Source organism: Nonomuraea sp. NPDC005983 (assembly GCF_040614375.1).
Lineage (GTDB): Bacteria > Actinomycetota > Actinomycetes > Streptosporangiales > Streptosporangiaceae > Nonomuraea.
This window is the reverse complement of sequence record NZ_JBEXUP010000203.1, coordinates 1-12,740: the sequence shown is the minus strand read 5'-3', so window position 1 is coordinate 12,740 and position 12,740 is coordinate 1. Positions and strand designations below refer to the sequence as shown.

Sequence of the window (12,740 nt, the reverse complement as noted above, 5' to 3'; positions counted from 1 at the left end):
CGTCGGGGAGCTCCGCAACGGCCAGGCGCGGCAGGACGGTGACGCCGATGCCCGTCTCCACCAGTCGCAGCGCCGCCCGGTGATCGTCCAAGCGGCCTCGTGCAAGCGGCCGCGCAGCAGCCACCACCAGCACAGGGCCCCGGCGAGCCGCGCCGCCTCCTCTGCGGCTGATCGTCTCATCGCCTCGTCGAGGGCCGCGCGCAGGTTGGCGGAGTCGGCGTCGAGACGGTCGAGCCAGGTCTGCTGCTCGCGGTCGCGAAGGTGCGGCTCGGCGCGTTCGGCGAGCTGGAGGTGGTGGCGTAGATGCCGGTCACGGGTGTCGGCGGGGTCCTCCGCCTCGTGCAGACGTTCCCTGGCGTACGCGGCGACGGACTCCAGCAGGCGGTAGCGCGGCCCCGCCACCCCCTCCACCATCACCACGAGAGACCGGTCGACCAGCCGGGTGACCAGGTCGAGGACCTCCGCCGGGCGCACGCCGTCACCCGCGCACACCGCCTCGGCCGCGTCCAGGGAGCAGCCGTCCATGTGCACGGCGAGCCTGCGCAGCACGACGCGTTCGGGCGCGCTGAGCAGCTCCCAGCTCCAGTCGATCATCGCCCGCAGGGTCTGCTGGCGCGCGGGCGCGCCCCGCTGGCCGGTGGTGAGCAGCCGGAACCGGTCGGTGAGCCGCGCCGCCAGCCCTTCCACTCCGAGCGCCCGGACTCGGGTCGCGGCCAGTTCGAGGGCGAGCGGAATGCCGTCGAGACGGCGGCAGATCTCCGCGACGGCCTCGCGGCTTCCGGCCGGCGAGAACCCGGGGGCGGCCTCGGCGGCGCGGGCCGCGAACAGCTGTACCGCGTCGGCCTCCTGAAGCGGCTCGACCAGGTACACCGCCTCGCCCGTGAGCCCCAGCGGCTCTCGGCCGGTGGTCAGGACCCGCAGCCCGGTGGCGGTGCGCAGCAAGAGCTCCGTGAGCGCGGCGGCCGGTTCGACCACCTGCTCGCAGTTGTCGAGGACGAGGAGCAGCCGCCGGTCGCGCAGCACCGCCGCGAGCCGGTCGGCGGGCCCGGCGGACGCGCCGGCTCCGGGCACCCCGGACGGCACCCCGGACGGCACCCCGGACGGCACGAGGTCGCGGATACCGAGCACGGCGGAGATCTCCTGCGCCAGCTCCGCCAGCCCCCCGCGCTGCCCGGCGAACTCGACGAGCCACACCCCGTCCGGAAAGCTCCCGTCAGCAGCGACGGTGTCGGCAGGGGCGGAGGTGGCGAGGCGGGTGGCAGCCTCCGTGGCGAGCCGCGTCTTGCCGACCCCGCCCGGACCCGAGAGTGTCACCAGGCGCGCCGACCTGACGAGGTGGACGACCTCGTCCACGCACTGGTCGCGGCCGACCAGAGTGGTGAGCGGGACCGGCAGATTCGACCGCGGCCGCCCGGCAGCCCCGATCGTTTCGGCCGTTACGGCGGGCACGGCGGGCGTGGGGAGGGCGGCGTGACCCGGTCCCGGTGCCGGGAGGAGTGAGGCGTCCTGACGCAGGATCGCCTCGTGCAGCACGGCGAGTTCGGGGCTCGGATCGAGGCCCAGCTCGTCGGCCAGCAGCCGCCGTAGCTCGGCGTACGAGGCGAGCGCCTCGCTCTGGCGGCCCGCCAGGTACAGCGCCCGCATCTGGACGGCACGCAGGTGCTCCCGCAGCGGATGACGCGCCACCAGGTCCGCGAGCTCCCCGACGAGCAGGCCGTGGTCGCCCGCTTCCAGACGGGCCTCGGCCTGCTCCTCCAGCACGGTCAGGCGCTGGTCGGCGAGGCGCTCGACCGCCGCCCGCGCGAACTCCTCGTCCGCGAAGTCGGCGAACGCGGGCCCCCGCCACAGCTCCAGCGCCTCGGTGAGCAGCGCGGCCCGCGCCCGCGGGTCCTCCATCGCGCGGGCCCGCGCCACCAGCGAGCGGAACCGGTCCGCATCCACCTCGTCGCCGGGGCCGCCGAGACTGAGCCGATAGCCGGATGCCTGGCGCAGCACGCGGTCTCGACCGAGAGCTCGGCGCAGCAGGGAGACCTTGGCCTGGAGGGCGTTGGCGGGCTTGCTCGGCGGCTGCTCGCCCCACAGGTCGTCGATGAGCCGGTCGGCGGAGACCGGCTGTCCCTCGTGCACCAGCAGATCGGCCAGCAGCGCCCGGGCCTTCGCCTCGGGAATCCTGACCGGCTCTCCCGCGCCGTCCCACACCATCAGTGGACCGAGCACGCCAAACCGCATGCCAGCACCGTACACACGGTGCCGCGGCGGACCGTCAGCGGACCATCAGCACGTCCGAAGCGCCCCCCGGCACAGTCGTCGCTGTCAGCGGGCGGAGCGAATCGGCTCGACCTTCACGTACGGCAACAGCAAGGACCAACCACCATGCGCAACGCGGCGCTGAACCCCGCCTCCCCAGGTCAGAGCGGCCGAAGACTGCCCCTGTCGGCGCTGCTGGCGCTGGCCACGGCCGTCTTCATCACCAGCCTGACCGAGACGCTGCCGGCGGGCCTGCTGCCCGCGATGAGCGCCGGCCTGCGTGTCAGCGAGTCCGCGACGGGGCAGGCCGTCACGATCTACGCGATCGGGACCGCGCTGACCGCCGTCCCGCTGACCGCCGCCACCGCGGCGTGGCGGCGCAAGCGCCTGCTGCTGACGACCGTCGCGGCGTTCGCCGTCGCCAACACCGTCACGGCGCTGTCGTCGTCCTACCTGCTGACCATGACGGCCAGGTTCGCCGCCGGGGTGGCGGCCGGGCTCGCCTGGTCCCTGCTCGCCGGGTACGCGCGCCGGATGTCGCCCGCCCACCTGCAGGGCAGGGCGATCGCCATCGCGATGGCCGGCATCCCGCTCGCCCTGTCGCTGGGTGTCCCGGCGGGGACGTTCCTCGGCGCGGCGCTCGGCTGGCAGATCGCGTTCCTGATCATGACTGGCCTGACCGTCGTCCTGTTCGGATGGATCATCGCGGTCGTCCCGGACTTCCCCGGCCGGCGCCGGGACGGGCAGGCGCCGAGGCCGCGCGTCCTCAGTGTCCCCGGCGTGGCGCCCGTCCTGTTCGTGACCCTCGTCTTCGTCCTGGCCCACACGATCCTCTACACCTACATCGCCACCTTCCTCGACGGGCTCGGCATGGGCGCGTCCACCGACCTGATCCTGCTGGTCTTCGGCGTCGCCTCCCTGCTCAGCATCGGGATCGTGGGGGCGCACATCCACCGCCGCCTGCGCGCGCTGACCGTCGCCAGCGCGCTGCTGGTCGCCGTGGCCGCCGCCGTCCTGGCGCTGTGGGCCGGCAGTACCGCCCTCGTCTACGTCGCGGTGACGCTGTGGGGGCTCGGCTGGGGCGGCGCCCCGACCCTGCTGCAGACCGCCGCCGGTGACGCGGGCGGCGACGCGGCGGACGCGGCGCAGGCCCTGCTCGTCACCCTGTGGAACGCGGCCATGGCCGGTGGCGGGATCGTCGGCGGCGTGCTTCTCGACGTGTTCGGCTCGACCTCGTTCGCCTGGAGCACGCTCGTGCTCCTCGCGCCGGTCCTCGCGGTGGTGCTCGCCGCCCGGACCCACGGATTCCCGGCGCAGCGCCGCTGACAGGCAGTCTGATCGCGCACTTCTCTTCGGAACAGCGCTCCGGTGTGTCGGCGGGATTCTGGTGATTTGCCCCGGTACTTTTGGGCAGATCGCCGGGGTGACCGGTCAAGTCGGCACGATCTACCCCTGTGGTCTGGTGGAATCTAGTGCTGTGAGTGGTCAGACCTGGCGGTTGGTGCGACGTAGGGGCGGCGGGCCTGTTGCGGTCCCTGTGCTCGACGAGCACCAGCGCGCGGTGGTCGAGCACGGGAGCGGGCCGCTGCTCGTCCTCGCGGGCCCCGGAACGGGGAAGACCACCACGATCGTGGAGTCCGTGGTCGACCGGATCGAGCGGCGCGGCGTCGATCCCGAGCGGGTGCTCATCCTCACCTTCAGCCGCAAGGCCGCCGGCGAGCTGCGCGAGCGCGTCACCGCGCGGCTGCGGCGCACGACCCGCACCCCGCTCGCGCTGACCTTCCACAGCTACGCCTACGCGCTGCTGCGGCGCGAGGCGGTGCTGGCGGGCGAGGCCCCGCCGCGGTTGCTGACCGGCCCCGAGCAGCTGCTGGAGATCCGGCGGCTGCTGCACGGCGAGCTGGAGGACGGCGCCCGCGCCTGGCCCGTCTCGCTGCGTGAGCCGCTGAAGACCCGCGGCTTCGCCGAGGAGCTCCGCGACTTCCTGGCCCGCGCGGAGGAGCGCGGCCTCGACGGCGAGCGCCTGGTCGCGCTCGGCAGGCGGCACCGCAGGGCCGACTGGGTCGCGGCCGGCCGCTTCTCCGAGCGCTACCAGGTCCGCTTCGACCTGGACCCGGAGCCGTCGCTCGACTACGCCGAGCTGATCAGGGCCGCGGCCGGGGTGCTGGCCGACCCCGACGTGCGCAGGCGGGAGCGGGCCGCGCACGACGTGGTGTTCGTGGACGAGTACCAGGACACCGACCCGTCGCAGGAGTTTCTGCTGCAGCAGCTCGCCGGCGACGGCCGCGACCTGGTGGCCGTCGGCGACCCGGACCAGTCGATCTACGGCTTCCGAGGCGCGGACGTCCGCGGAATCCTGAAATTCCCGGAACGCTTCCGCACCCGCGACGGCAAGGACGCCCCGGTGATGGCGCTGCGCGTGTGCCGCCGCAGCGGCCCCGACCTGCTGGAGGCGTCCCGCCGCGTCGCCGCCCGCCTGCCCGCCGCGCCCCTGCCCGACCCCGTGGGAGAGCGGGGGAGGGCCCATGGGCACCGGGAGCTGCTGCCCGGCGACGGGGTGGAGGCGGGCGAGGTGCGGGTGCTGCTGGCCGACAGCACCAGCCAGGAGGCCGCCATCGTCGCCGACACGCTGCGCCGGGCCCATCTGATCGACGGGGTGCCGTGGCACCGGATGGCGGTGCTGGTGCGGTCCGCCTCCAGGCAGGTGCCGCTGCTGAGGCGGGCGCTGGTCAGCGCCGGGGTGCCGACGATGGTGGCGGGTGACGAGGTGCCCATCGCCCAGGAGCCGGGGGTGCGTCCCCTGCTGACGATGCTCAGGGTCGCGCTCGACCCCCGCGAGCTGGACGAGGGGGTGGCCGAGGAGCTGCTCACCGGCCCCCTCGGAGGCACCGACATGATCGGCGTCCGCCGCCTCCGGCGAGCCCTGAAGATCGCCGAGAACGAGGCCCTGGCCCCCGAGGAGGAGCAGGAGACGCTGGGCTTCCCGGCGCGCTCGTCCGGAGAGCTGCTGGTGGCGGCCCTGAAGGACGCCCGCGAGCTGACCCGGATCGAGCCGCACGTCGCGCTGCCCGCCGAACGGGTCGCCAGGCTGCTCGGCACCGCCAGGGAGGCGCTGCGGGCGCAGGGCACCGCCGAGGACACGCTGTGGGCCGTGTGGCAGGGCAGCGGGCTCGCCGAGCGCTGGACCGCCCTGGGCCTGGCCGGCGGCGCGCGGGGCGCGCAGGCCGACCGGGATCTCGACGCCGTGGTCGCGCTCTTCGACCACGCGGCCCGGTTCGTGGACCGCACACCCGGAGCAGGCGCCGAGGTGTTCCTCGACCATCTGGCGTCGCAGGAGATCCCCGGTGACACGCTGGCCGACCGGGCGCCCGACGGCGACGCCGTACGGGTGCTGACCGCGCACCGCTCCAAGGGGCTGGAGTGGGACGTGGTCGTGGTCGCGGGCGCACAGGAGGGCGTCTGGCCCGACCTGCGGCTGCGCGGGTCGATGCTGGGCGTGGAGGACCTCGTCGAGCTGGTCGAGGGGGCGGAGCCGAACGCGGCGTCGCTGGCGTCCAAGCTGCTGGCCGAGGAGCGCAGGCTGTTCTACGTGGCCGCCACGCGGGCCCGCCGCAGGCTGGTCGTGACCGCTGTCGGTGGCGAGGACACCGACGAGCGCCCCTCCAGGTTCCTGGCCGAGCTGATGCCGGGCGCGGTCGAGGCGGCCACCGGCGACGACCGGGCGCGCTGGCTGAGCATGTCGGCGCTGGTGGCCGACCTGCGCAGCGCGGTGACCGACCCCACCAAACCGGCCATGGTCCGGCAGAAGGCCGCCAGGCAGCTCGCCAGGCTCGCCACCGCGGGCGTCCAGGGCGCCCACCCGAACGACTGGTACGCGCTCACCCCGATCTCCGACGACCGCCCGCTGAGCTGGCCCGACGACATCGTCAGGATCTCCCCGTCCGCCGTGGAGAACTTCACCAAGTGCGGCCTGCGCTGGCTGCTGGAGACGGCCGTGGGCGCGGCCGGCACGAGCTCCGCCCAGGGCCTGGGCACGGTCATCCACGCGCTCGCCGTGCTGGCCGCCACCGACCTGCCCAGCGAGGATCTCCTCGGCAAACGCCTGGACGAGATCTGGAACGAGCTGGACTTCGGCGGCGTCTGGTTCAACCGCAAGCAGCGCCAGGTGGCCGAGCAGATGATCGGCAAGTTCCTGCGCTGGCACCAGGAGAACCCGCGCGAGCTGGTGGCCCTGGAGGAGGCGTTCACGGCCAGGGTCTCGGAGAACGTCGAGATCAAGGGCCGCGTCGACCGCGTCGAGCGCGACTCGGAGAACCGCGCGGTGATCATCGACCTCAAGACCGGCGGCTCCAAGCCCAGGCCGGGCGACCTCGGCCGGCACCCGCAGCTCGGCGTCTACCAGCTCGCCGCGCTGCTCGGCGCGTTCGCCAGGCACGGCATGACCGAGCCGGGCGGCGCCGCGCTGGTCCAGCTCGGCAAGGCCGCGGGCAAGAACGAGGCGCTGGAGCAGAAACAGGGCGCGCTCGCCGACGACAAGGACCCCGGCTGGGCCGGAGACCTCGTCGACACCGTGGCGATCGGCATGTCGGGCCCGTTCTTCCAGGCCAAGGTCAACGACGGCTGCCGCACCTGCGCGGCCAGGGCGAGCTGCCCGGTCAACGACAGCGGGGGGCAGGTGTGCTGAACCCCGAGGAGCTCGCGGGCAAGCTCGGCATCCTGCCGCCCACGCGCGAGCAGGCCGCCGTGATCGAGGCGCCGCTGGAACCGATGGTCGTCATGGCGGGCGCCGGCTCGGGCAAGAGCGAGACGATGGCCGGGCGGGTCGTCTGGCTGGTGGCCAACGGCCTGGTCAGGCCGGAGAACGTGCTGGGGTTGACGTTCACCCGCAAGGCCGCCGCCGAGCTGGCCACCCGCGTCAGGGAGCGGCTGAACGGCCTGGCGGAGGCGGGCCTGGTCGAGCCCGAGCTGCTCGACAACGAGCCGACCGTCTCCACGTATCACGCGTACGCGGCCCGGCTGGTCACCGACCACGCGCTGCGCGAGGCGCTGGAGCCGACCATGCGCCTGGTCACGCCCGCCGTCTCCTGGCAGCTCGCGTCGCGGGTGGTGGCGATGTACGACGGGCCGATGGACAGGATCGAGCTGGGCCCGCCGTCGGTCACGGCGGCCGTCCTGGAGCTGGCGGGCGAGCTGTCGGAGCACCTGCGCACGGCGTCCGACGTGCGGCGGGTGGGCGAGTGGCTGACCGGGATGCTCGACGGCCTGCCCGGCAGGACCACGATCGCCCAGCGCAGGCCCGTCACCGTCCAGGGGGCCAGGGAGCAGCTGCTGCCGCTGGTGGAGGCGTACGAACGGCTCAAGCGCGGGCGCGAGGTGATCGACTACGGCGACCAGATGTCGCTGGCCGCCAGGATCGCCGCCAACCACAAGGAGGTCGGCGAGATCGAGCGGTCCCGCTTCTCCGTGGTGCTGCTCGACGAGTACCAGGACACCAGCCACGCCCAGCTCGTCCTGCTGCGAAGCCTGTACGGCAACGGCCACCCGGTCACGGCGGTGGGCGACCCCTGCCAGTCGATCTACGGCTGGCGCGGCGCGTCCGCGGGCAACCTCCGCCGCTTCTCCCAGGATTTCCGCACGAACACCGGCGATCTCGCCCCGGTCAGGCAGCTCAGCGTCAGCTTCCGCAACGGCGACCGCGTCCTCGACGTCGCCGCCCGCGTCCAGCTGCCGCTCCGCATGGAGGCGCGCGAGGTCCCGGTCCTCGTGCCGGGGCCGAACCGGGTCGACAGGGGCCGCGTCACCTGCGCCTTCCACGAGACCGCCGAGGACGAGGCCCGATGGGTCGCCGAGGGCGTCGCCAGGATCCTCGGCCAGGAGGTCGCCCCCGACGGCCTCCCCTGGGGCGAGAAGGAGCGTAAGAAGACGCTCGCCCTCCAGCCGCAGGACGTCGCGATCCTGGCGCGCAAGCGGTCGCAGTTCCCCGCGCTGCGCAGGGCGCTCGAAGAGCGTGACATCCCGGTCGAGGTGGTCGGCCTGGGCGGGCTGCTGACCGTGCCCGAGGTCAGCGACATCGTGGCCACGCTCAGGGCGCTCTACGACCCGACGGCGGGCGACGCGCTGGCCAGGCTGCTGGCCGGGCCGCGCTGGCGCATCGGCCCCGCCGACCTGCGGGTGCTCGGCGAGTACGCCCGCGAGCTGACCCGCGAGACCCGTACCGGCGGGCGCGAGCAGGACCCGCTCGACCAGGTGGTCGCCGACCTGGCCGAGGAGCGCGGCAGCCTCGTCGACGCGCTCGACGAGTTGCCCGACCGCGAGACGTGGCTGGAGTCCTTCTCGCCGCTGGCCAGGACCAGGCTGGTCGCGCTGGCCCAGGAGCTGCGCCAGCTCCGGATGCACACCGCCCAGCCGCTGCCCGACCTGATCACCGAGGTGGAACGCCGGCTCGGCCTGGACATCGAGGTGGCGGCCAGGGGCGGCGCGTCGGGCGCGTTCGCGGCCAGGGCCGACCTCGACGCCTTCCTCGACGCCGCGTCCAGGTTCGCGGGCGACGCCGAGGACCCCACGCTCGGCGCGTTCCTCGCCTACCTCGAGGCGGCCGAGAGCGAGGAGTTCGGGCTGGAGGCGGGCCGGGTCGGCGAGAGCAACAGCGTCAAGCTGATGACGGTGCACGCCTCCAAGGGCCTGGAGTGGCCGGTCGTGGTGGTGCCAGGCCTGTCGCAGCTCGTCACCTCCAAGGGGACGATCGCCACCGGCAGCATGTTCCCCGCCACGCCCGTCACCAACAGCCGCTGGACGGAGAACCCGCGCAAGCTCCCCTACCCGCTGCGCGGCGACGCCGCCGACCTGCCACGGCTGGGCGGGCTGGCCAAGGAGCAGCTGGCCGCGTTCGACGAGAGCTGCCGCGACCGCGACCTGATGGAGGAGCGGAGGCTGGCCTACGTCGCCGTCACCCGCGCCCACTACCACCTGATCGCCTCCGGCTACCGCTGGGGGAGCGCGACCAAGCCGCTGGAGCCGTCCGACTTCCTGCTGGAGATCCGCGACAGCGCCGACCGGGTCGCGTTCTGGGCCCCCGAGCTGGTGGAGGGGGCGGCCAACCCGCTGCTGGCCGAGCCCGCCGAGGCCACCTGGCCGGTCACGCCCGACGGGCTGCGGTACGAGTCGGTGCTCGACGGCGCCCGCCTGGTGGAGGCCGCGCTGGCGGGCACGCTGCCCGAGGCCGAGGACGAGCCGCTGCGCTCGTTCGAGGAGGAACGTGTCCGAGCCTGGGAGCGCGACACGGACCTGCTGCTACGCGAGCGCGAGCTGAACAGGCGGCGCGGCTCGACGACGGTCGAGCTGCCGTCCAAGCTGACCGTCTCGTCGCTGGTCACGCTGGCCACCGACGCCCGCGAGCTGGCGCGCAGGATCCGCCGCCCGGTGCCGGGCAAGCCGGCTCCGCTGGCGCGGCGCGGCACGTCCTTCCACAAGTGGCTGGAGACGCGCTGGGACCAGCAGCGGCTGATCGACGACTTCGACCTGTTCGAGGACGAGCTGGAGGAGGCGGACGTCCGGCTGACGGAGCTGCAGGAGCGGTTCGAGGAGAGCGAGTGGGCCGAGCGCCGGCCGCTCGACCTGGAGGTGCCGTTCGAGACCATGATCGCCGACCGGCTGGTGCGCGGCCGGATGGACGCCGTCTTCGAGCTGCCCGACGGCCGCTACGAGGTCGTCGACTGGAAGACGGGCGAGCCGCCCAGGGGGAAGGCGGCCAGGGCGGCGTCCGTGCAGCTGGCGGCCTACCGGCTGGCCTGGTCGCACCTGGCGGGGGTGCCGCTGGAGCGGGTCGGCGCGGCCTTCCACTACGTGCGCGCGAACCGGACCGTCCGCCCGGTGAACCTGCTCGACACGGACGGCCTGGTGGCCCTCATCGAAGCGGTCCCCGCCGCCTCCTGAGCGCGCCCCCGCGACCGCGGACGGCCCGGTGGCGCCCGCCCACCCCCTCTCGAGCGCGGCACGCGGCGCCGACCTCCTCCTGATCATCGGTACAGGTAGTGGAAGCGCGGTTTGGGATGCATCAGGAAGTCGTGGTGGGAGATGTTCCAGGCGTACGCCCCCGCCATCCCGAACACCACCGTGTCGCCCACCCGAACAGAAGTCCTGATATTTCGGGCGAATACGTCCTTGGGGGTGCAGAGCTGGCCGACCAGGGTGACCGGCTCATCCGTCACCCCCGGCCCGTCGCCCGTGGGCAGCACCGTGAACGGCTGGTCGTGGCCCTTCGTCACCGGCGTGCGCAGGTGATGGGTGCCGCCCAGGAGGATCGCGTACACCTCGCCGCGCACCCGCTTCACGTCCACGACCCTGGTCACGTACGAGCCGCAGTACGCGGTCAGCGCCCTGCCGGGCTCGATGCGCACCCGCCGGCCCGGGCGGCGCAGCGCGGCCAGCCCGCTGCCGTACCCGGCCCAGTCGAACCGGGCACCGGGATCGGCGTAGGAGACCGCCATCCCGCCGCCCAGGTTGACCTCGTCGTGGCCGGTGTCCAGCAGGGTCGCCGCCAGCCGCAGGAGCTGGGGGGCGTCCAGACCACTGGCCAGGTGGACGTGCAGGCCGCGCAGCCGCACGCGCTCGGTGAACAGCGGCAGGCACTCCTGGACTCCCGCGTCGTCCATGCCGAACGGGCCGCTCATGGTGAGCGCCGCCCCCTCGACAGGCAGATCCGGGTTCGTCCGGAGCAGCACGTCCGCCTCCCCGCCGGTCGCGAGGAGGCGGCGCAGCTCGTTCGGCGACTCCACGTGGATGCGGTGGTGCGGCAGACGCAGCTCGGCGTCGGTCTTGCCGGGGCCTCCGAGGGCCAGCGGCCGGTTCGGGAACAGGGCGCTGACGTGCGCGTGCTCGCCGCCCGACGACACCTCGAAGCCGTCCACGTGCCTGGCGAGCACGCGCAGCAGCTCGGCGTCCGGGTTGGCCTTGACGGCGTAGTACAGCTCGGTGCCGGCCAGCGCCCGCCGGACGTGCGCGGCGTGCTCGTCCAGCGCGGGCAGGTCGTAGACGTACGCGGGGACGTCCGGCAGGCGCACGGCGGCTTCGAGGGCCCGTGGCGCGATCATGCGAGCGGGTTCGCGATCGGGACGTAACCGGCGGCCCGATCGGCGGCCCTCGACCAGCGCACGCCCAGGTTCGCCTTGGCCGGGAGCGGAGCGCCCGCGAGCAGGTCGGAGAGCGGCAGCGGCCGGCCGAGGGCGTCGGCCCGCCCGGCCAGGACGTCCCTGGCGATGTGCCACAGCTCGCGCAGCAGCGCGTCGTCGTCGCCCGCCACGGTGGCGGCGATCTCCGTCAGGTGGTTGACGAGCAGGCAGTAGACGACCCTGGCCCAGCCGCGCTCGGCGTCGTAGGTGAGGGACTCGGCCACCCTCGGGTGCAGGCCGGTGAGGTCGTGGCGGCCGGCGACCAGCTTGGCGCCCTCCAGGTCACGGAAGACCGCCTCGACGGGCAGCCCGGAGGGGTCCAGCCCCACCAGGACGTTCTGCAGGTGCGGCTCCAGGACCACGCCGTGCGTGAAGAACAGCTCGAGCACGGGCGGGACCACCGCCGAGACGTACGCCGACCACCAGGCCGGCGGGTCCCAGGGCGGCGTGCCGAGGGCCAGCGCCCCGGCCAGGACGGGTGTGACGCCGGGGGAGCAGACCGTCCACGGGCTCGCGCGGACGATCACGCTGAGCCCTTCGAGCAGGCGCGAGCCGAGCGCGGCCGACCGGTACCCGGGCTCGGGCAGCCAGCGCGCGCCGGGGAACCTGCCGGACAGCTGCTCGAAGACCGGGGTCAGCCGCGAGGTGAGCTCCACCGCACCTGCCAGCTCGTACCAGGCGTTCTTCCGCACGCAGTTAGTGATCCGGACGTCCAGGCTGAACTTCAGGCAGGACTCGGCGGCGGGGGCGTACACCGTCCTGACCGACGAGGTCGGCGCCACGACGGGCCCCGGCCCCAGGTCGAGCAGCTCCGCCCCGAAGGCCGGGCGCAGCAGGCCGAGCTGCCACGGGTGCGCGGGCAGCAGCCGGTACCCCGTGGGAGCCTCGCCGAGCCTGTCGAGCGCCGACGCGTCCCCCTCCTCGGCGAGCACGTCCTCCCGGACGCCGAGCAGCCGCACGGAGAAGTCGGCGTGCGCCTCCGGCGCGTAGCGCAGCCAGCCGTCCCCGCCGCGCGCCTTGGGGCTCGGGTGGAACGCGTGCCCGTAGACCAGCGCCTGCTCGGACGCCAGCCACGGGTCGGCGGGCGGCGTCGCGTCCGCCCTGGCCCGCAGGATCGCGGCCACCGCGTCCCTGGACGCCGCCACCTGCCCGGCGAACTCGGGGTTGCCCGGCGCGGGCACATCGAACTCCACGCCGGCGGCGAGCTCCGCGCCGGCCGGCGGCGGCACGCCGAGCTCCGCGCCGGGCCGCACGGACGCGGTGGGCTCCGCGCCGGGCGGCGGGCCGGTCGGTGAGGGCAGGTCGGACAGGGCGGCCTCCGCCAGC

6 protein-coding genes are annotated in these 12,740 nt (G+C 74.3%); 3 read left to right on the top strand and 3 right to left on the bottom strand.

Features of this window, described 5'->3' with window-relative positions; translation table 11 throughout:
* A partial coding sequence (locus ABZ297_RS43650; RefSeq protein ID WP_355359410.1) for a BTAD domain-containing putative transcriptional regulator occupies positions 1-2,229 on the bottom strand: 2,229 nt, incomplete at its 3' end.
* 144 nt (positions 2,230-2,373) lie between these two features.
* Between ABZ297_RS43650 and ABZ297_RS43645 the strand changes: the two genes are divergently transcribed.
* The 3 genes from ABZ297_RS43645 to ABZ297_RS43635 all read left to right on the top strand — a co-directional run bounded on the left by ABZ297_RS43645 (position 2,374) and on the right by ABZ297_RS43635 (position 10,179).
* Positions 2,374-3,573, top strand: coding sequence for an MFS transporter (locus ABZ297_RS43645; protein ID WP_355359407.1), 1,200 nt, complete (start codon positions 2,374-2,376; stop codon positions 3,571-3,573).
* Positions 3,574-3,784: 211 nt separating this feature from the next.
* On the top strand, positions 3,785-6,931 hold the full coding sequence (locus ABZ297_RS43640; protein ID WP_355359404.1) for an ATP-dependent DNA helicase: 3,147 nt from the start codon (positions 3,785-3,787) through the stop codon (positions 6,929-6,931).
* Complete coding sequence (locus ABZ297_RS43635; protein ID WP_355359401.1) at positions 6,925-10,179, top strand: ATP-dependent DNA helicase; 3,255 nt, start codon at positions 6,925-6,927, stop codon at positions 10,177-10,179. The genes ABZ297_RS43640 and ABZ297_RS43635 overlap by 7 nt, the downstream gene beginning before the upstream one ends.
* Positions 10,180-10,262: 83 nt before the next feature.
* Here the strand turns inward: ABZ297_RS43635 and ABZ297_RS43630 are convergent, their stop codons facing one another.
* Entirely contained in the window at positions 10,263-11,336 is a 1,074-nt protein-coding gene (locus ABZ297_RS43630; protein ID WP_355359398.1) for a type III PLP-dependent enzyme, read from the bottom strand.
* On the bottom strand, positions 11,333-12,740 hold a 1,408-nt coding region (locus ABZ297_RS43625), incomplete at its 5' end, for an IucA/IucC family protein (protein ID WP_355359395.1). The genes ABZ297_RS43630 and ABZ297_RS43625, both read right to left, overlap by 4 nt.

Coding starts and splice junctions, on each gene's coding strand:
- ABZ297_RS43645 (WP_355359407.1), top strand. CDS start 2,374: ATGCGCAACGCGGCGCTGAACCCCGCCTCCCCAGGTCAGAGCGGCCGA.
- ABZ297_RS43630 (WP_355359398.1), bottom strand. CDS start 11,336: ATGATCGCGCCACGGGCCCTCGAAGCCGCCGTGCGCCTGCCGGACGTC.